Annotated in this window: 16 protein-coding genes; 11 read left to right on the top strand and 5 right to left on the bottom strand. The window is 41.3% G+C overall.

Annotation, left to right across the window (positions count from 1 at the left end):
- The first annotated feature begins 381 nt into the window (after positions 1 to 381).
- The 6 genes from JMX89_RS10160 to JMX89_RS10135 all read left to right on the top strand — a co-directional run bounded on the left by JMX89_RS10160 (position 382) and on the right by JMX89_RS10135 (position 5493).
- Positions 382 to 1440: a TRAP transporter substrate-binding protein gene (locus JMX89_RS10160; protein ID WP_020444375.1), complete on the top strand. Its 1059-nt coding sequence runs from the start codon at positions 382 to 384 to the stop codon at positions 1438 to 1440.
- 16 nt (positions 1441 to 1456) lie between these two features.
- Positions 1457 to 1984, top strand: a complete 528-nt coding sequence (locus tag JMX89_RS10155; RefSeq protein ID WP_011514570.1) for a TRAP transporter small permease — start codon at positions 1457 to 1459, stop codon at positions 1982 to 1984.
- Positions 1981 to 3270, top strand: a complete 1290-nt coding sequence (locus JMX89_RS10150; RefSeq protein WP_181210867.1) for a TRAP transporter large permease — start codon at positions 1981 to 1983, stop codon at positions 3268 to 3270. The genes JMX89_RS10155 and JMX89_RS10150 overlap by 4 nt, the downstream gene beginning before the upstream one ends.
- Positions 3271 to 3414: 144 nt before the next feature.
- Positions 3415 to 3633, top strand: coding sequence for a dodecin family protein (locus JMX89_RS10145; RefSeq protein ID WP_041753268.1), 219 nt, complete (start codon positions 3415 to 3417; stop codon positions 3631 to 3633).
- 165 nt (positions 3634 to 3798) lie between these two features.
- Positions 3799 to 4851 (top strand): 5'-nucleotidase, encoded by a 1053-nt coding sequence (locus JMX89_RS10140; RefSeq protein WP_201532538.1) that lies wholly within the window; start codon positions 3799 to 3801, stop codon positions 4849 to 4851.
- Positions 4852 to 4887: 36 nt separating this feature from the next.
- Positions 4888 to 5493 carry a rhomboid family intramembrane serine protease gene (locus tag JMX89_RS10135; RefSeq protein WP_020444371.1) on the top strand — a complete coding sequence of 202 codons (606 nt, stop codon included), beginning with the start codon at positions 4888 to 4890 and terminating at the stop codon, positions 5491 to 5493.
- Positions 5494 to 5583: 90 nt separating this feature from the next.
- Here the strand turns inward: JMX89_RS10135 and JMX89_RS10130 are convergent, their stop codons facing one another.
- From JMX89_RS10130 to JMX89_RS10120, 3 genes are all read right to left on the bottom strand, one after another.
- A complete protein-coding gene (locus tag JMX89_RS10130; RefSeq protein ID WP_201532539.1) occupies positions 5584 to 6129 on the bottom strand; it encodes a hypothetical protein in 546 nt (181 codons plus the stop codon).
- Between the two features lie 293 nt (positions 6130 to 6422).
- Positions 6423 to 8291 (bottom strand): sodium:solute symporter family protein, encoded by a 1869-nt coding sequence (locus JMX89_RS10125; RefSeq protein ID WP_201532540.1) that lies wholly within the window; start codon positions 8289 to 8291, stop codon positions 6423 to 6425.
- A 4-nt stretch (positions 8292 to 8295) separates the two neighbouring features.
- Positions 8296 to 8556, bottom strand: coding sequence for a DUF4212 domain-containing protein (locus JMX89_RS10120; protein WP_011514563.1), 261 nt, complete (start codon positions 8554 to 8556; stop codon positions 8296 to 8298).
- 1071 nt (positions 8557 to 9627) lie between these two features.
- Between JMX89_RS10120 and JMX89_RS10115 the strand changes: the two genes are divergently transcribed.
- Positions 9628 to 11124: an alanine/glycine:cation symporter family protein gene (locus JMX89_RS10115; protein WP_011514562.1), complete on the top strand. Its 1497-nt coding sequence runs from the start codon at positions 9628 to 9630 to the stop codon at positions 11122 to 11124.
- 120 nt (positions 11125 to 11244) lie between these two features.
- Here the strand turns inward: JMX89_RS10115 and JMX89_RS10110 are convergent, their stop codons facing one another.
- A complete protein-coding gene (locus JMX89_RS10110; protein WP_201531998.1) occupies positions 11245 to 12882 on the bottom strand; it encodes an electron transfer flavoprotein-ubiquinone oxidoreductase in 1638 nt (545 codons plus the stop codon).
- 639 nt (positions 12883 to 13521) lie between these two features.
- Between JMX89_RS10110 and JMX89_RS10105 the strand changes: the two genes are divergently transcribed.
- The 4 genes from JMX89_RS10105 (at position 13522) to JMX89_RS10090 (ending at position 17185) form a co-directional block, all read left to right on the top strand.
- Entirely contained in the window at positions 13522 to 14277 is a 756-nt protein-coding gene (locus tag JMX89_RS10105; RefSeq protein ID WP_201531997.1) for a DUF1285 domain-containing protein, read from the top strand.
- Positions 14278 to 14448: 171 nt separating this feature from the next.
- Positions 14449 to 15450: a glutamate racemase gene (murI, locus tag JMX89_RS10100; RefSeq protein WP_201531996.1), complete on the top strand. Its 1002-nt coding sequence runs from the start codon at positions 14449 to 14451 to the stop codon at positions 15448 to 15450.
- Positions 15451 to 15645: 195 nt separating this feature from the next.
- Entirely contained in the window at positions 15646 to 16680 is a 1035-nt protein-coding gene (locus JMX89_RS10095; protein WP_201531995.1) for a DUF4062 domain-containing protein, read from the top strand.
- 205 nt (positions 16681 to 16885) lie between these two features.
- Positions 16886 to 17185: a hypothetical protein gene (locus JMX89_RS10090; protein WP_011514557.1), complete on the top strand. Its 300-nt coding sequence runs from the start codon at positions 16886 to 16888 to the stop codon at positions 17183 to 17185.
- Between the two features lie 129 nt (positions 17186 to 17314).
- On the opposite strand, the gene JMX89_RS10085 is transcribed toward JMX89_RS10090, so the two are convergent.
- Complete coding sequence (locus JMX89_RS10085; RefSeq protein ID WP_181210872.1) at positions 17315 to 18787, bottom strand: lytic murein transglycosylase; 1473 nt, start codon at positions 18785 to 18787, stop codon at positions 17315 to 17317.
- Positions 18788 to 18843: the final 56 nt, after the last annotated feature.

Genomic DNA, 18843 nt, shown 5'->3' with positions numbered 1-18843 from the left:
GAAACATCGTCGCGCCAATGGTAGTGTGGTTCGCCCATGTGAGAGTAGGTCATCGTCAGCTCTCTATTCCTAGATAACCCCCAACGTTAATTCGTTGGGGGTTTTCTTTTGGCTGGAGTTTGGTTGGGGGTGGGTTTATTTGTAGTTGAAAGGCTCAAATAAGCTTTTTCTGTTATGAAAATCGCTATACCTTATATTCAATATATTACTTGTTATTCATTTAAAATGATTTGACTTATATCGTTATAGCTGCTAATTTTAAAGAGTATTTCAACTTTAGTTAATTAAAAGCATTTATAGAGTCTATACGGAAATTGACCTTATAATTAACTTATTAGTAAATACTCATACCCTATCCATGGTTATCAAAAGGAATTGATAATGAAGTTAGCTCCTCTTTTTTCAATAGGTGCATTAGCAGCTATTAGCCTTCTAGGTTGTTCTAATCAAGCTTCTGATAGTACTGATGCTTCTGCAGCAACTTCTCAAGAAACAACCACATTGCGCTTTTCTCATTTTTGGCCAGCAACCTCATCTATCAGTACAGAGGTCTTTGAACCTTGGGCTAAGCAAATAGAAGCAGATTCTAATGGTCGTTTAAAAGTAGAGTTATATCCTTCAGCTGGTCTTGCTAAAGCAGACGTTACTTATGAATCTGCTGCCAAAGGCACGATAGATATTGGCTCACAAGCACACGGCTATACCAATGGTCGCTTTCCTTTAACTCAGATTACTGAGCTTCCTGGTTTATCAAACTCAGCGACTCAGATGGGTTGTATGCTCCAAACTCTATACGAAGATGGTACTTTAGCTGGTGAATATGAAGATACGCATATGTTGTTTATGTATGGTGCTGGACCGGGTGCGTTGCATACAACGAACAAATTAATTCGTACACCTGAAGATATGAAAGGTATGCGTATTCGTCGTCCTTCTGCGGTTGCTGGCGACATTATTGAAAGTGCGGGTGCCTCACCAGTCGGTTTGCCTGCCAATGACATGTATACTTCTTTACAACGCGGCGTCGTTGATGGTTTAAGTTTTCCATGGGAAGCTGTTACCGCCTTTAAAATTGACGAAATTACCAAATACCATACCAATATTCCTTTTTATAGTTCAGCGCTTATGGTGACTATGAATAAAGATAAATATGAGAGTTTACCGGATGATTTGAAAAAGGTACTGGATAAAAATTCAGGTATGGCGCTTGCCAATAAGGTTGGTGAAGTATTTGATAAACATGATGATATGGCAATAGAAGCAGCTAGGAAAAAAGGTGATGAAATCGTTGAAATCCCTGATCCATTGAATGATCCTAACTGGAAAGGACCGCTTGAGAAAGGCACCAATAAATATCTTGCTGATGTTAAAGCGCTAGGTCTAGATGCAGATGGCGTTTATGCTAAAGCAAAAGCCGCCAGTGCAGCCTGTAAGGTCTAACCTAAAGGAGTTTCGCATGGTATTTTTAGTTAAACTGAGCATCCTCATTTCAAGGTTATGTCAATTCATTGGTGGTATCAGTCTCATTATCATTGTACTGACCACCATGCTAGATGTTATTGCCCGCTATGTATTCAAGCTCACCGGTGGTGAGTTTGGATTTACGGTCAAAGGCAGTGTTGAGATTGTCTCTTACTTCATGCTCTTTGCTTTACTTGGTGCTTTTGCTGCTTTTGTTGAACGCTCACAAATTATTGTCGATGTATTCACACAAAAGATGTCAAAAGCCGTTAAAGGTTACATGATGGGCACCTTTATGATGGGGTTCTTTATCATTGGTATCGTGTTCGCATGGGGTCTCTATGAAAGCGCTTTTGATGCAATAGAGTACGGCAAAGTCACCCAAGACCTTCGAATATCTATGATGCCCATTTACGCTATTAGTGCCTTCTTAAGCGTTTTACTTGCCATTCGCTCATTGATCGAATCCATCAACATCTTTAAAACAGGCGAGTTCTTTGACGCTGAGGAGACAGGCGCATGAGTCCAGAAATTATTGGTGCCATTGGTTTGTTATGTATGATTGCGATGGTCATGCTGCGTGTTCCTGTTGCACTTGCGATGCTTGGTGTTGGTTTGGTTGGCTTTGGTGCCGTGACAGCACCGATTGGTGCTGTGCAGATGCTCAAAGACTTACCTGTTGATGTTTTAGCGAAATATGATTTTAGTGCTATTCCATTGTTCATACTTATGGGTGTCTTTGCTTCTCATTCTGGTATGGCGGGGAAGTTATTTGATGCTACTCGAACTATCTTTGGTGGTGTTAGGGGTAGTCTAGGTATTGCTGGTATTGGTTCATCCGGTATCTTTGCATCCATTTCAGGGTCATCATTGGCGACTGCGTCTACCATGACCAAAGTAGCATTGCCACAAATGGAGAAGTACGGTTATCAGCCAGGCTTTGCCTGCGGTATTTTAGCCGCTGGTGGTACTTTGGGGATCATGATTCCGCCCAGTATTGCACTGCTGGTTTATGCCATCCTAACCCAGCAGTCTGTCGGTGATATGTTTATCGCTGGTTTCTTGCCGGGGATGCTTGGCATGGTGATGTATTCAATCACGGTCATGATCATGGTGCGCTGGAAGCCGCATTTGGCCCAGCGCGGAGAGCCTACTTCTTGGAAACAAAAGCTCATCTCCCTAACCGGCCTTATTCCCTTTAGCTTTATTTTTATTGTGATTATTGCCGGTATTTTCTTTGGGTTATTTACCCCAACAGAGGGCGCGGCAGTTGGTGCTTTTGTATCATGGGCTTATGCTTTTGCCAAAGGCATGCGAATGACGGGGCTTAAGCAATCATTAATTGAGACGCTTGCCCTCTCTGCAGTGGTCTTCTTTATGTTACTTGGTGCTGAAGCGCTAGGCTATTTTATCTCAGTATCGCGCTTGTCTTATAGTTTGGCGACGTGGATTGGTTCATTGGCAGTTAGCCCAATGATAGTATTGATCTGCATTTTGATTATGTACTTTCTGTTAGGCTTGTTCATGGATGCCCTAGCGATGTTGGTGATTACGATTCCGGTGGTGTTCCCAATCATTGTTGCGTTAGGTTATGATCCGGTTTGGTTTGGTATTATTGCAGTATTAACCGTAGAGCTTGGATTAATCACGCCGCCTATGGGTATGAATATCTTTGTGATTAAGGCAATGGCACCACATATTAAGCTTTCCGATATGTTCAAGGGGGTGATGCCCTTTATTGTCTCTGACTTGATTCGCTTAGTCATTTTGGTCGCGTTTCCAGCGATATCTTTAGTGCTACTAAGTTAATTCCTACATAAAATAACACTGGAGCATTGTTGCGTACTATGTATAACGCTAGAATAATTGAGAGACATCGCTTTGAAACAGCATCTCTACGATAAGCTTGTCTTAACACACTCATTTTAGAATCACATGGATGCGAGAAATACTATGACTATTGCTAAGAATATCGAGATCAGTAGTACCTCTGAAAGCAGTTTTGAAGATGCTATTCAACAAGGTATTGAGCGGATTTCTAAGACCGTCAACAATGTTGAAGGCGCTTGGATAAAAGAGCAAAAAGTAGGGGTTACTGATGGAAAAATCAGTAAATATCATGTCATTATGATTGTAAGCTTTGTTATTAATGATGGTACTGATATTAGCTAAGTGTTGATTGAAACCTAAAAAAGACTGCGATTGCAGTCTTTTTTTTGTCATAAAAAAATATATTGAGGATTGTTGTGATTAGCAGGAGTAGCCACACGGCTTGCCTATATATGTAGTAAAATAAAACGCTACCATTTTGAATATTTAGAATAGAAGTAAACATTTATGGCTGTCGATTTTAGTAACACGCTCATAGTCGCGATTTCTGCAACCGCTTTATTTGATTTGTCAGAGTCTGAGAATCATCTCATATCGCTTTTACAGCAGCGTCCCCGCGATGCCGTTAAAGAGTTCCGCAACTATATGGCTGAGCGTGAAAATGACCCGTTAACCATTGGCGCAGGTTATCCGCTGATTAAAGCACTATTGAATTTAAATCATTATTGTCATGATTGTGACAATAAGAATGACGGTGTCAATGCACCCTTGGTAGAAGTGGTCATTGTCTCAAAGAGTAGTCCTGATACAGGTATTCAAGTCCTTAATGCAATACGTGAACATGGGTTAACCATTTCGCGTTCAGCCTTTATATCTGGCAGCCCTATTGCGCCTTATATCAAAGATTTTAATGTAGATTTGTTTTTGACGACCAATCTTGAAGATGCGCAGCAGGTTGCAGATGCAGATATCTGTGCCTGTGCGATATTGGATGCTACGCCAGTCAATACTTATGAGTTGGATACCAAGCAGTTGCGTATTGCCTTCGATGGTGATGCAGTGTTATTTGATGATTCAGGAGAGCTGCTTTATAAGCAAAAAGGGTTACAAGCTTTTCATGACCGTGAAGCCAAAATGCGCGATTTACCGATAGAAAAAGGTCCTTATGCAGAGTTATTGATTAAGCTGTCCAAAATGCAAGAGCGTCTGCCAGCAAGCCTGCATTCTTGTCCGATGAAAATAGCCTTGGTGACGGCTCGCAATGCCCCAGCTGACTTACGAGCGATAAAAACATTGCGTAATTGGGGCGTAGATATTGATATGGCGTTTTTTCTAGGAGGGCTTGAAAAGACTTCAGTACTTAAAACATTTGCGCCGCATATTTTCTTTGATGATTCAGTTAAGCATATCGATGCGGCTCGTAGCTTTGTACCAACAGCGCTAGTGCCTTATCATTCAACCTCACTATTACACGCCAGTAGTATATTAACTGCCAATAAAGATGCGTCATCGCTATCTTTTAAACCCGTAGAAACGACGATTTTATCTACCAGTCATTAACATGCGTTTAACAAGATAAAAAGGATAAAACAGTAGATGAAGTGGCAGCAATTGGCAACGCTTGTAATCGTACGCATTAAGCAAGTATTTGGTCTATATGCTTTTGTACTGATACCAATGTGGGTGATGTTTTTTCTTAATGACACCGTATTTTTTGGTCTATGGAATATTTTTGGTATCGTACCAAGAACATTGGATATTGGCAGTATGATAGGGGTATTTGCCTCATGGACGATGCATGGTAATTTCTCACATCTAGTGGGAAATTCTCTGACACTGATGCAGATTTTGTTCTTATTTGGTTTATTTGAAAATAACGCTTATCGTACTATTCTTAAGCTTATCATCGCCTCAGGTATAATGACTTGGATAATAGCTTCACCACTGACGATTCATATCGGCGCTTCAGGGCTGTGTTTTGCGATGCTTGGGTTTATGATAGGTGGGGCAGTGTTCGCTAGGCGTTGGGGCTATTTACTTGCTTGCATTGTGATGGGTACGGGTTATTGGCTGACGATCAAACAAGGTTTGATACCGCAGCAAGGTATCTCATTTGCGGCGCATTTTGGTGGTCTATGCGCCGGATTGTTGTTGGGTGCCAATTCTAAACATGCTTATACGAAAGTGAATAATCGTTATTAGCCTTATTTTTCGGCAAATATATTTCGACAGACTTTTTAATAATTCATAAAGATAACGATAAGTCAGCTAACAGTGGCTTCAATGATTGAGTTATTTTTTATTAATACAAACATGGATATATAGCGGATCATTTTTTTCTAATGGACGCCAAGCAGTCGTTTGTTTCACATGCTCATCAATACTTAACTTACTGTTTTTTTCTTGTAGTACATAGTCTGCACGAGCAGGGGCGGCACAGTCGATCACTTGCGGTACTTGCTGTACACTTCTACGTCTCTCAAACAAATACAGATTGACCAAGTAAACCTCTGGGTTATCAGCGTTAGCACGAGCGTGTCCGCTATCAGCCGCTATAAAGCGTAACGTCTGTGGTTTAACGTACGACCATGGACGAAACCACGTACCTTCTTCAACTTTTTTGACGACATGAACGCCTTCAGGAAGCTGTGCAAGCTGTTGACCAAACCAGCTATATTCTTGACTTATTTGGAAGCCAAAAATACCTATCGCACCAAATAATGGAATAAGCCATCTTGGCGCTTTCTTACCTGCAAGTTTGCTGAGGTGAGTGATAACTAGTGCTATCCCAGCTAGACCAAACCCAGCCGCTATGGTTGCGATAAACTCAAAAAGCATAAGACTTTTCCTTAACGCAATCAGCGCATTTCATATCAATTATTAAAAATAAAATCATGTGTACAGCCTTTTTAAGCACATTTATCATGGCACTCATGCTTAACTTTCTCATTATTTTTACTTTTAAGGGGGGTGAGTAAAATTATCATGATTGGACGAATAGTATGTAAAAAATATCCCATGATCAGATTGGGATAAAAAAATCACTCACAAGCAGCTGCTGCCTGTGAGTGATATGTTATTGTAAAAAATCATACGTCATTTGCACTTCATTTGCTAGCTTATATCGAAGCTTAGTGATCTACTGCAGCACCAGCGCCACGTGGAGAACGTACACTTTCAACCAATTCTTGAATGTGTGCTGGTGGTGGCGCAGTCGCATAAGACACTGCGAATGCTACGATAAAGTTAAGCAAGGCACCAATCACACCAAATGATAATGGTGAGATACCAAACAACCAGTACTCTTCAGTATCAGGGAAGTTTGCTGTACCTGTAACGAAGAACCAGCCTTTAAAGATGAAGATATAAACTAAGATGCTAATCAAACCTGTGAGCATACCAGCGATGGCGCCCAAGTTGTTAATACGTTTAGAGAAAATACCCATCATCAATGCAGGGAACAGTGAGGCACCAGCAATACCAAAGGCTAATGCAACGACCTGTGCAGCAAATCCTGGTGGATTAATACCTAAGTAGGTAGCAACCACAAGCGCAATAGCCATCGTGATACGTGCGACTTTTAGCTCGCCTGCATCAGTGATATTTGGATTAAGGTTACGTTTAATTAAATCATGACTGATCGCTGATGAGATGGCGAGGAGTAGACCAGCTGCTGTAGATAGCGCTGCTGCCAAACCACCTGCGGCGATAAGACCAATAACCCAACCTGGTAGCTGTGCGATTTCTGGGTTAGCCAATACTAAGATGTCAGCGTTGACATCCAGCTCGTTACCTGCCCAACCTCTATCAACAAACACACCATCACGCTCTAAAGCATGTTCCGCTTTTGCTTTTTCAACGGTAGTCGTTGCAGCAGCAACATCGCCGCCATCAGTAGTAGCGGCAGCCAATGCTAGCTCTGCTGCACCAAGTCCACTATCACTATACAACTGGATACGACCGTCGTTATTTAAATCGTTATACTTAATAAGACCGGTTTCTTCCCATGTTCTCATCCAATCTGGACGTTGATCATATTCGATAGCAGGAGCGTCAACACCTTGTGGATAAACAGTATTGATTAGATTTAGACGCGCCATTGCACCTACTGCTGGGGCAGTGAAGTATAGGAGCGCGATAAATACCAACGTCCAACCAGCTGTCCAACGCGCATCCGCAACTTTAGGAACCGTGAAAAAGCGAATAATAACGTGAGGTAGACCCGCGGTACCAATCATCAGTGATAACGTAAATAGCACCATATTTAGCTTGTTCGGTACGTCAGCGGTATAAGCGGTAAAGCCTAAGTCTACGACGATTTGGTCAAGCTTGGTTAGGATAGGAATGCCTGATTCAACATGGTTTGAGAACAAACCAAGACCTGGAATTGGATTACCCGTCAACTCAAGTGAGATAAAGACGGCAGGAATCGTATAGGCAATCATAAGAACCACATACTGCGCAACCTGCGTGTAGGTAATCCCTTTCATACCACCAAGTACGGCGTAGAAGAATACAACAACAGCCGCAATAATCAGACCAGTGGTACTGTCAACTTCTAAGAAGCGTGAGAATGCCACACCAGCACCGGTCATCTGACCGATAACATAAGTGGTTGATGCGATAATCAAACAAACAACGGCAATCATAGCAGCGGTTTTAGAATAAAAGCGGTCGCCGATAAAATCAGGAACTGTGAATTTACCGAATTTACGTAGGTAAGGTGCTAAGAGCATGGCGAGTAGAACATAACCACCCGTCCAACCCATTAAATAAGTTGATGCAGCATAACCACCCGTGGCGATAATACCAGCCATCGAGATAAATGACGCTGCACTCATCCAGTCAGCGGCAGTTGCCATACCGTTAACAACAGGATGTACACCGCCGCCAGCAACATAGAACTCACTGGTCGAACCTGCACGTGCCCACCAAGCGATACCGAAGTATAAAGCGAAGGACAGACCTACAAAAATGATATTAATCGTAAATTGACTCATAGGGCTATTCCTCGTCTACACCATATTGTTTATCTAGTTTATTCATGCGCCATGCATAGAAAAAGATGAGGGCGATAAATACGATAAGAGCACCTTGTTGTGCAAACCAAAAGCTTATATCAGTACCACCTATTCTAATACCTGACAATAATGGACGTAGCAAGATGCCAAAACCATAAGAGACTAAAGCCCAAATGACGAGGCTGACTTTAATGAGACGGAGATTGGCGCGCCAATAACCTGATGAATCGTTGTGGTTCTCCATAGGACAACTCCTTTTGCCTAACATAAAAACAAGGTCACTGATCTGAGTCTGACAAGTCCCTGGGCTTTAGTGTTTATCTTATTGTGAAAACAGTGTCTTACAACCATAAAAACGGTAGATGAAAGACTAAAGCAGAGCGATCAATCAGGATAAGTAACCCAACATTATCAAAATATGAACCAACTTTTCCAGTGTAAACGATACAGACACCGAGGATAAATTACTCGATATGACTGTTATAAAAGTTAAAGGATAAGAGTCGAGGTTAGTCGCTCAAAATCTAATCATTTAACAATAGATATTGAGACAGTCGATTAAATTTATTATATGGAATAATGATGTGTAAAGAGGAGGGGTCGGTACTCGCTGACAATCCTCTGTCTTATTATTATCATCTTCCCGATGACATTATTTTAATAATTAGAAATACATTCATGCCGATAAGTATTGCAAGCAGCTTTTATAAACTTATTAGGAATATATACAATATTGACTTATTTAACAATAAATAAATTTTATTTACTTTATGTAACTAAATATGTGTCTTGTAGAAACTATAACTAACTTATGTTAGTAGAAGCCAATAGATATCATAACTCTGAGACAATAGTATACTAAGACCTTAGTTGTATTAAGGATTTGTTATATTCGTTAGATTAATTGATAAAACCAAAAAACGGCATTTATTTTAAAAATAACGGTTATATAAATAACTATTTTTATTATGAATAAGCATGACATCAATATAATTTCAATATCATAACTATTGATTAGGTATAAAATTTTTTCATAAACTATAAATAATAATTATTATTTTATTCCTATTAGCTTATTACTAAGCAAAAGTTTATAAATAATCAATAATTAAAAAAAAGCATAAAAACAGCTAAATTGTCTATAGTCAGTTAAAATACCGCCATATGATATACGTGATTTCCTTGTCATTTTATTGCTCAAATAGGTAATGATGATCAATAAGCAAAGAGAGAACGAAACATCATAAAAAGCCATTAGTTACATCAATTTATAACATATGCTAAAAGTATAGAATGTTAGTGAAGGGGATATAGTATGAACGAAGGCGTAGCAGGTTGGTTTAATAGCATCGTAAACTATGGTGTGAGTATCATTTGGGGTAATAATGATTGGTTGATTGCCAGCAATCCATGGTATGGACTGCTGATGTTCGTCTTAATTGGTGCAGGTCTATATTTTACCGTGGCGACCCGCTTTATTCAGTTTCGTCATTTTGGTCATATGTGGCAGTTATTACGAGTATCAAATCAAGGGCGTAAAGATGGTGGTATCAGCTCATTTGAAGCACTGATGACATCACTTGCTGCGCGAGTAGGGACGGGGAATCTAGCAGGGGTGGCAATTGCCATCTATTTGGGTGGACCGGGTGCTGTATTTTGGATGTGGATGACAGCGATTGTGGGTATGTCGACCAGCTTTATCGAGTCAACCCTTGCGCAAGCATACAAAGTGCCGCATAACGATAATGTCTACCGCGGTGGACCGGCTTACTATATCGAAAAGGGTTTGGGTAAACGCTGGCTTGCCGTATTTTTCTCACTATGTTTGCTGGTCGCTTTTGGCTTGGCGTTCAATGGTGTGCAATCCAATACCATTGCACAGGCGACTAATGAGGCGTTTGGTATTCCAACTTGGATGACCGGCTTGATATTAGTAGTGCTAGTCGCACCAGTAGTATTTGGTGGATTACGCTCTGTTGCCCGTATTGCTGGCAAAGTTGTACCAGTGATGGCGATTCTTTATATTCTGCTGGCACTCTATGTCATCTTGACCAATTTTAGCGAATTTCCAGCGGCGATTGCTTTGATTGTAAAGTCAGCATTTGGCTTTGAACAAGCAGCAGGTGGTGTGATTGGTTATGGTATTGCGCAAGCGATGATTAATGGTATTAAGCGTGGTCTATTTTCGAACGAAGCAGGTATGGGTTCAGCACCTAATGCCGCAGCGACTGCAAAAAGCCATCCTGATCATCCGGCAGTGCAAGGTTTTATGCAAATGTTGGGTGTGTTTTTGGACACATTAGTTATCTGTACAGCGACAGCTTCAATTATTATTCTCTCTGGCGTGGTTGATCCTAGTGTTGAGCAAGAAGGTATTCAGTTAACACAGCTAGCATTGTCGCAATATGTAGGTGATATGGGTGTAATTTTCGTCGCGATTGCCATCTTCTTTTTCTCATTCACCTCTATCATTGCAAACTATAGCTATGGTGAATCGAATCTTGAATTTATCTCTGGCGAAAAAAATGCCAAAGTGATGATTATGATATTCCGCTTTATGGTCTTGGGCATGGTATTTATCGGTGCTGTGGCCAGCCTGCCAGCTATTTGGAACTTTGCCGATTTATCCATGGGTCTGATGGCATTGGTCAACTTAGTGGCTATTATCATCTTGTCGCCAGTAGCACTTAGAATATTACGTGACTATGAGCGTCAGATTAAAGAGGGCAAAACTGCTGATCAAATCAAGTTTAATCCTGATGATTTTGTGAAACTAAAAGATGAAGCCAATCGTGATGCGTGGACAGATTAAGCTGAAATCCTAGATATACAGCGATTAAATATACCTATAACAAAAAATCGCCCTTCTGAGAGCGATTTTTTTGTAGCTTATTTTAAATAATAACCATCTAAAAAATATATAAATAACAATTTACATATTTGGATAGTTAGGACCGCCGCCGCCTTCTGGCGTTACCCACGTGATGTTCTGTGAAGGGTCTTTGATATCACAAGTTTTGCAATGGACACAGTTTTGTGCATTGATGACAAATTTAGCACCTTCCGCGTCTTTTACAATCTCATAAACACCAGCTGGGCAGTATAAACGCGCTGGCTCAGCATAGAGTGGTAAGTTGATAGTGACAGGCACTGTTGGATCAGTTAATTTTAAATGTACTGGTTGATCTTCAGTATGGTTGGTATTTGAGATAAATACTGACGATAATTTATCAAATACCAATTTGCCGTCCGGTTTTGCATAGGTTGGCTGATAGGCATGAGCCGCACGCTCAAGCTGATCATAATCTTTTTTATTGTCATGAATGGTCAAAGGCATTTTGCCACCCATCAGATTTTGCTCTAAAAAGGTAAACGCGCCGCCCATCCATTGACCCATACGGTGCATAGCAGGAGCAAAGTTACGTGCTTCATAGTTGTCTTTATACAACCAAGACTCTTCAAACATCGTAGTATAAGCCAGCACTTCATCATGTTGACGACCTTCTTGCAAGGCTTCGAAAATCGCCTCAGCCGCTAGCATCCCTGACTTCATTGAAGTATGAGTACCTTTGATTTTGGCAGGATTTAAGAAACCTGCGTCATCACCAGCTAATACACCACCTGAGAAGGTAAATTTTGGCAAGGAGTTTAAACCGCCTTTAGTTAACGAGCGTGCGCCGTAAGATATACGTTTACCGCCTTCTAGAACATTACGAATAAGCGGGTGTAGTTTTAGACGCTGCATCTCATCAAATGGCGACATATATGGATTAGAATAGGAGAGATCAATAACAAGACCAAAGCTTACTTGATTGTTTTCAGCGAAATACAACCACCAGCCTCCAGTTGAACCAGTGTCAGTTAAAGGCCAACCTGAACCATGCATGACCACACCTTCTTCATGCTTAGCAGGATCAATATCCCATAGCTCTTTTAGACCAATACCATAGTGTTGGGGGTCACAGTCTTTATCAAGATTAAAACGACTGATCAAGCGCTTGCCTAAGTGACCACGGCTACCTTCGGTAAATATAGTATATTTAGCAAGCAGCTCATAACCTGGCTCAAAGCTATGTTTCGCTTCGCCACTGGCAGCCACACCCATGTCGCCTGTCAATACGCCTTTAACTGAACCATCATCATTATATAAGATTTCATCAGCGGGGAAGCCTGGGAACATCATGACTTCTAGCTCTTCAGCTTGTTGAGCCAACCAACGAACGACGTTGCCTAATGAGACAATATAGTTGCCTTGGTTATGCATGCTGGCAGGAATGACCGAATCCATTAATTTGATAGATTTGGTCGCTGAACCCAGCATATAGACGCGATCTTCAATTGCAGGAACGTTTAGCGGTGCGCCTTTTTCTTTCCAATCTGGAATCAACTCATCCAAAGCGCGTGTTTCCATGACCGCACCAGAGAGAGTATGAGCGCCAAACTCTGAGCCTTTTTCGACCACACAAACCATGAACTCATCGTTACCTGCTGCGATGGCAAGCTGACGTAGACGGATGGCAGCTGAAAGTCCGGCAGGTCCACCACCAACGATAATGACATCAAATTCCATTGACTCACGTTCTACTTCAGGTTCTGCTGCAACAGGTTCTGGCGCTTTGTCGACAACGATCGTTTCAGCAACTGGCTCAACGGCTTGCGTATCTACAATAACGGGCGTTTCTTCAGCGAGCACTTCTGGTGTTACCACTGCTGGCTCTGAATTTGCTGTGTCTGTCACGATTGGCGTGTCGATATTTACAGTATCACCATCAATAACTGGCGATTGATTGTCTTGCTCTTGCATACCTACTCCTAAACTTGTAGTGGCTTATCTCAGGGCATCATTAGCTTAACAATTGAATAATAAGGCTTGTGGCGCTAACTTTACTCAGACATATGGCTGCCCGATAAAAAGGGTCTTTACGGTATCAGTTGACGACGTTACGATGAAAGTGTTTTTAAAAACCTTCAAAACATAACGTAAAATGTGTCGTTAGTACAACGCCCACCAGACTAGTTCAAATAAAAAATCGTTACTTATTATAAAAGAAAAGTCCCACAAACACGATACGCATTTCACAACATCAGTGTTAAGGTAAGATTAAGACGGTGGGGGTACAATGACGATATTGTCTTATCATACCCGAAACTAAAATTTATAGTAATAACAGATTTGCCAAACTTTGATTACTACGTGAAGGATTGTACGATGACAGATAATAATAAAGATATCGATGCCACGACTGTAAAAGATGCTGAAACCTCTAATGACAAGCTGTCTGAGCTAAATACTATAGACAATTTGAGCCAATATTTAAAGTCTGCGGCAGGGACACGTGAAGGACGTGCCATACCGCCACTAGAAAATTGGCATCCTGAACAAATCGATGATATGGACTTGGTCATCAAAGCCAATGGCGAGTGGTGGCATGAAGGCGGACACATGACCCGAGAGTCATTAGTCAGTCTGTTTGCCACTATCTTATGGAAAGAAGAAAAAGAAGGCGTGACTGAGTATTTTCTAAAGACGCCCGTACAGAAATTGCGTATCCAAGTGGAAGATGCGCCACTACTAATCAATGATGTCGGTATCGTCAACGAAGACACCAATAGTTGGCTTGAATTTACCACGACAACGGGTGATGTCGTACGCTTAGATGATGAGCATCCTATTTTTTTACGTCCTTATGACTCTGTTAATGTGGAGGGTAATGAAAATAGAAATGATCACTCTAATGATATGGATGCTGTTCATAATAGTCACGGAGAGGAAAACCAACAACTAACATCTGAGGTACAAATGCGTCCTTATATGTTGGTTCGAAATGGATTGACGGCACTTATTGGTCGCAATGTATTTTATCATTTAATCGAGATTGGCGAATTGACAGAGCAAGATGGTAAAACCACGCTAACCCTGCAAAGTGGCGGTCATGCTTATACATTGACGATGACATCTATTTAACGGTCAATAATGAGCTATAATTAGGCAGTGATTGCTATTGATCTTGAGCAAATCTTGTTATCTATCTTATAGCCCTTTTTATTTATGGGACTATTATTGAAAGTAATATTGGTTAAATTTATTAGTAGGGTCGGTATGACAGTATTTTTATCAAAATGGCGGTGAAATAATATGAAAGTTGCCGCAAGTGCTGTTACTAACACAGTTAATAATTACTCAATAATTTCTGATAATAACACTGCTGCAGAAGCGATGGTCGATAGTGTGATATACAATTATAATAAAGGGATAAAGGCAGATCCAGACCGTAGCGCGCCCATTGGCTTATTTGATTCCGGTATTGGTGGCTTGTCTGTTTATCTACATTTAGCCCAGCAACTGCCCAATGAACGTTATATTTACTATGCTGATACCCTGAATGTACCCTATGGCAATCGAGATAGTGATGATATTAAAACGTTAACATTGACGGCAGTAGAGTGGCTATATCAGCAAGGCTGCAAGCTTATTGTCATTGCGTGTAATAGTGCTTCAGCCTATGCGTTGCAGACAGCAAGGTGCCATTATCCGCAGCTACCCATTGTGGGTTTGGTACCAGCATTGAAACCTGCGGTATTGGCCAGCAAAAGTGGTCATGTGGCGGTACTAGCAACCAAAGCGACTCTAAACGGTAAACTCCTGAACGATGTCATTGCTACGATAGCCAGTCCAAGTGCAACCAGAGTGACCAAATATTTTGACCCGCAACTGGTGCCTTGGGTAGAATCAGGTATGCCGGAAAACAGTGAAACGGCGCAAAATCTTCGTGGACAGTTGCAAGTGTTCGCAAAGGATGGGGTAGACCAGCTGGTATTAGGCTGTACACATTATCCATTCTTTAAAGATTTTGTGATGCAAGCAATTGAATCGCAAAGACTATCAATGCAAGTGGTTGATTCAGGTCAAGCAATTGCGGAGCGCGTTAAGCAATTGTTGATCGTCAATAATTTGTCAGCATTGCCTATAGATGGATTAAGTAGAAATGGTGTTTTAGATGCCAGTTTGAGTGACAGTCCGATTAAGCCACCGTTGATATTTTATGCGACCAAATACGATAAACAGATGGATTTGCTGCTATCACGCTTACTTGGTGAGCAAACGCATTTACAATACCATCCTCATTTTGAGTATTAGGCTTAGGGGCTCCTAGGATTAATCTCGATACAGCTGTTATAATCCCGTAGTATATTAATGGAATTGGAAATAAATTAAACGCATTCTAGCAATAGTATGCTAGGCTTGTATTTGCCAAAAAGAATATTTAAATTGGGTATTATTGCGCTATTTTTAGAGAACTTACGTTTTTTGACCAGCTAACTAAGATTAGAGGTGATCGTGCCAAATCGTCGCTACCATATTCATGTTGTATGTGCTGATAACCACCAGTTGTTGGTATTGGATAGTATTTCGATATTTTTTCAAGGGCGCGCCTTCTTAACCTATGATGTCTCTAGTAAATTACCCAAGGCCTCGTTATATGGGCGTCAATGTATTGATGCTTGTGACTATGCTTTGATGGTCATTGGCGATAGCTACGGTACTGCGCAAAATACCGGTGTCAGTCAAATGCATTTGAGCTATCTAAATGCTAAGGCGAAGCTCAAGCCTCTATTAATATTAATAAAAAAACATCATACCGGTGCCAATATCAGTCGGCAGTTGCAGGAATTTACCAGTATGGTTACCTCAAAAACGGATAAGATTTATTATTACGAGACAGAAAATGACATTGAGCAATTGCTTATCCAAGCCTATTATAAAATGGTTGCCAGTCATCAAATAGGTGCTGGATGGGTGAGGGTTGATGAAGAGGCAATGGAGTCTAACAAACCTTCGGCATCGGAGACTCTAGCGGCTAATTTGGCATATAATAGAATGACAAGGCAAGAGAATACTGTCGCCCCTACTCAGAGTATGGACGATAATGTCAGTAAGCCAATCGTATTGACAGATACCTTTGAGATTCACTATAAAGCCCAAGCTTATGAAGGTGGTAATTTGAGTGATGTTACAAGACCTATGGTATTAGCGTGGCAAGACGTGTTAATCACTCTGATAAAAATGCCGGCTACCTTTTCAAGCTATGGTTTACAAAGTGGTATCAACCGCTTAATCGCTGTGCGAGCTGAGATCGATATCAAGCGCGAGATGCCAAATGTCCATGCTGTGGCACGTTGTCAAATCTCTCAAGACGATCTCAATCATCTACAGCGGCAATTGGTTGCGGCTAATTGGATACAGCTAACTACCTATGGAACACGGGTCACACAGGAGCTTTGGAAGCTGACTTTTTATGCAAAAAGTTTACTTGATGCAAAAAAGCCATCGATAGAAAATCCTGCTATATCAACTGCCACTAGCTAAATTATCGCCTTCGCTATTATCAGTCATTATCGTTGCTACCAATCTTAGAACCTCATACAAATCATGATTGACTAACACGTTTTTTGCTGATGGCTACGTTTTGTAATACAAAGTATACGTGGTACTCGTTGTGAATCCCTTTGATACTCGTAATAATGATCAGGATGAACACATAATAATACTGAGCAATTAAGGAGAACCAATAATGAGTAATGCTAAAAATGACGCGTTAAAAAGTGAGTTGGATAGCTTAGAGCAAACCATGCATGAGGCAAGTCAGTTTCATACGTTAGAAGAGCAAGTAGCAGATATGAAGCGCCGCGGTATCGATCCGACCAAAGTATATAAGGAATTGGATAGAAAGGAAGAGGATGCAGATTGGGGTGATGCCACGTGGAAAGAAAATGGCAAATGGGAGCCTAAGACGCCGGCAGATTTAGATGATAAAGCTCGTGAAAACTGGGATGGTGACAATGGTAAGCCGAATCCACCGCCTATCGTTTAACGTTCGAAAATTAGATATATCATATAAACTGTGTCAAGTCATAAAGAGTGTCAGAACTGACATTATAAAAAAGCCACGCTAATTAGCGTGGCTTTTTATTTTTATTAATACTTAAAAGACATTACCTAATCAAGAGCCTTCATCAATACGTACCAGTTTTATAGTACCATCAGCACCCGTTACACGGCGATATCGCGTTGTACTTGAGTTTGATGGGCTGATCGCTGTAGGCTGCGAGTAGCTATTAGGTGCGGTATTTTGCTGTTGAATCAATTGTCCCATACGATCAGCAGACGCGGGGTTTAAAGGACGACTGTTTGTTGGCTGGTTATACTGATTGCCGTATTGCGAAGTATTAGGCGCCGTATTACCAACGATGGCACGATAGAATTTCTGCCCTGCACGTCCATCAGCTGGAAAAATGCCACGGCTAGACTGGTACTGCTGAATGGCGGTACGAGTATTATCACCGATAATGCCATCGACGGCGCCGATATCATATCCTGCATTTAATAATGCTTGCTGAATCGCTCTGGATTCTTGGCGACCTATACCAGGATCGTCAGTTGGCCATGCTGTGATAAAGTCAGTTTTACTGCTACTCTCGCGAGTAATCAAATCTGATAAATGGGCAATCGCCAGTGCATAGCTTTCTGAGGCATTATAAGAATAGAATGTATCAAAGTTTTTACCGACTAAGAATGCAGGGCCGTCAGGACCTGCTGGTAATAATAATCCAGCACTACTCAAGTCAGAAGGCAGTGGGCTGCCGTTAGCAAGGGTTAAACCTTGATTGCGCCAGTGGCTCATTGATTTTTTATCTTTACGGTTGGACGCTGCCCAAAATCCACTTGGCAGTTTTACCTCATAACCCCATGCTTCGCCTGAACGGTAGCCACGTTTATCTAAGAAGTTTGCCGTAGAGGCAAGGGCATCGGGGACGCTATTGACTAAGTCACGGCGACCATCGCCATCGAAGTCGACTGCCAACTCTAAAAATGTACTTGGCATAAACTGCGTCTGACCAAACGCGCCTGCCCATGAACCTGTCATATCGCTTGGCGCAATATCACCGTTTTGTACAATTTTTAGTGCATTGGCATATTCGCCTTGAAAATAGCTTTGGCGGCGATCAAAGCAAGATAGGGTCGCTAAAGATTCAAACAAAGGTTTTTTGCCCAATGTCTGCCCAAAGTTAGACTCTACGCCCCAAACGCCTAATACGTGCTCGGCTTTAACGCCATAGCGCGATTCAATTTTACGTAACGTATCCGCCCATTGACGCTTGGCACGGATACCATCTTCTACGCGTTCGGTATCAACAAGTGATGACAAATAATCCCAAACGTCTTTTTGAAATTCAGGTTGATAGTTTAGCGATTGAATAACACTAGGGTCAGGCTCACTGGGACGATAGTTATTAAAGGTATAGCTATCAACATCACGAAATTTGCTAGAGTTTTTTAGACCATCTAGACACTGCTGAAACTGAGCATTAGACAAGTTTGGGGCGTCTGGCTTGGCAGCTTGAGCGGTGCTGGCAAGACTTAAGCCAATCGCTGCCGTCAATAAAGATAAGGTGGATAAGTGATTCAAGCGCATAAAAATATCCTATAAGCGTCGAAGTAGCTGTTAAAAAACAGTTACTAGAAATTAGT

It is taken from the genome of Psychrobacter sp. DD43, from assembly GCF_904846555.1.
Classification (GTDB): Bacteria; Pseudomonadota; Gammaproteobacteria; order Pseudomonadales; family Moraxellaceae; genus Psychrobacter; species Psychrobacter cryohalolentis.
The sequence above is the reverse complement of the archived record's forward strand: the minus strand, read 5'-3'. Positions and strand labels throughout refer to the sequence as shown.

What these genes read in the sequence shown, in the direction of transcription:
- JMX89_RS10135 (WP_020444371.1), top strand. Translation starts at nt 4,888, where the DNA reads ATGAAGTGGCAGCAATTGGCAACGCTTGTAATCGTACGCATTAAGCAA.
- murI (WP_201531996.1), top strand. Translation starts at nt 14,449, where the DNA reads ATGAAAGTTGCCGCAAGTGCTGTTACTAACACAGTTAATAATTACTCA.
- JMX89_RS10090 (WP_011514557.1), top strand. Translation starts at nt 16,886, where the DNA reads ATGAGTAATGCTAAAAATGACGCGTTAAAAAGTGAGTTGGATAGCTTA.
- JMX89_RS10085 (WP_181210872.1), bottom strand. Translation starts at nt 18,787, where the DNA reads ATGCGCTTGAATCACTTATCCACCTTATCTTTATTGACGGCAGCGATT.
- JMX89_RS10110 (WP_201531998.1), bottom strand. Translation starts at nt 12,882, where the DNA reads ATGGAATTTGATGTCATTATCGTTGGTGGTGGACCTGCCGGACTTTCA.
- JMX89_RS10120 (WP_011514563.1), bottom strand. Translation starts at nt 8,556, where the DNA reads ATGGAGAACCACAACGATTCATCAGGTTATTGGCGCGCCAATCTCCGT.
- JMX89_RS10145 (WP_041753268.1), top strand. Translation starts at nt 3,415, where the DNA reads ATGACTATTGCTAAGAATATCGAGATCAGTAGTACCTCTGAAAGCAGT.
- JMX89_RS10150 (WP_181210867.1), top strand. Translation starts at nt 1,981, where the DNA reads ATGAGTCCAGAAATTATTGGTGCCATTGGTTTGTTATGTATGATTGCG.
- JMX89_RS10125 (WP_201532540.1), bottom strand. Translation starts at nt 8,291, where the DNA reads ATGAGTCAATTTACGATTAATATCATTTTTGTAGGTCTGTCCTTCGCT.
- JMX89_RS10115 (WP_011514562.1), top strand. Translation starts at nt 9,628, where the DNA reads ATGAACGAAGGCGTAGCAGGTTGGTTTAATAGCATCGTAAACTATGGT.
- JMX89_RS10160 (WP_020444375.1), top strand. Translation starts at nt 382, where the DNA reads ATGAAGTTAGCTCCTCTTTTTTCAATAGGTGCATTAGCAGCTATTAGC.
- JMX89_RS10155 (WP_011514570.1), top strand. Translation starts at nt 1,457, where the DNA reads ATGGTATTTTTAGTTAAACTGAGCATCCTCATTTCAAGGTTATGTCAA.
- JMX89_RS10130 (WP_201532539.1), bottom strand. Translation starts at nt 6,129, where the DNA reads ATGCTTTTTGAGTTTATCGCAACCATAGCGGCTGGGTTTGGTCTAGCT.
- JMX89_RS10105 (WP_201531997.1), top strand. Translation starts at nt 13,522, where the DNA reads ATGACAGATAATAATAAAGATATCGATGCCACGACTGTAAAAGATGCT.
- JMX89_RS10140 (WP_201532538.1), top strand. Translation starts at nt 3,799, where the DNA reads ATGGCTGTCGATTTTAGTAACACGCTCATAGTCGCGATTTCTGCAACC.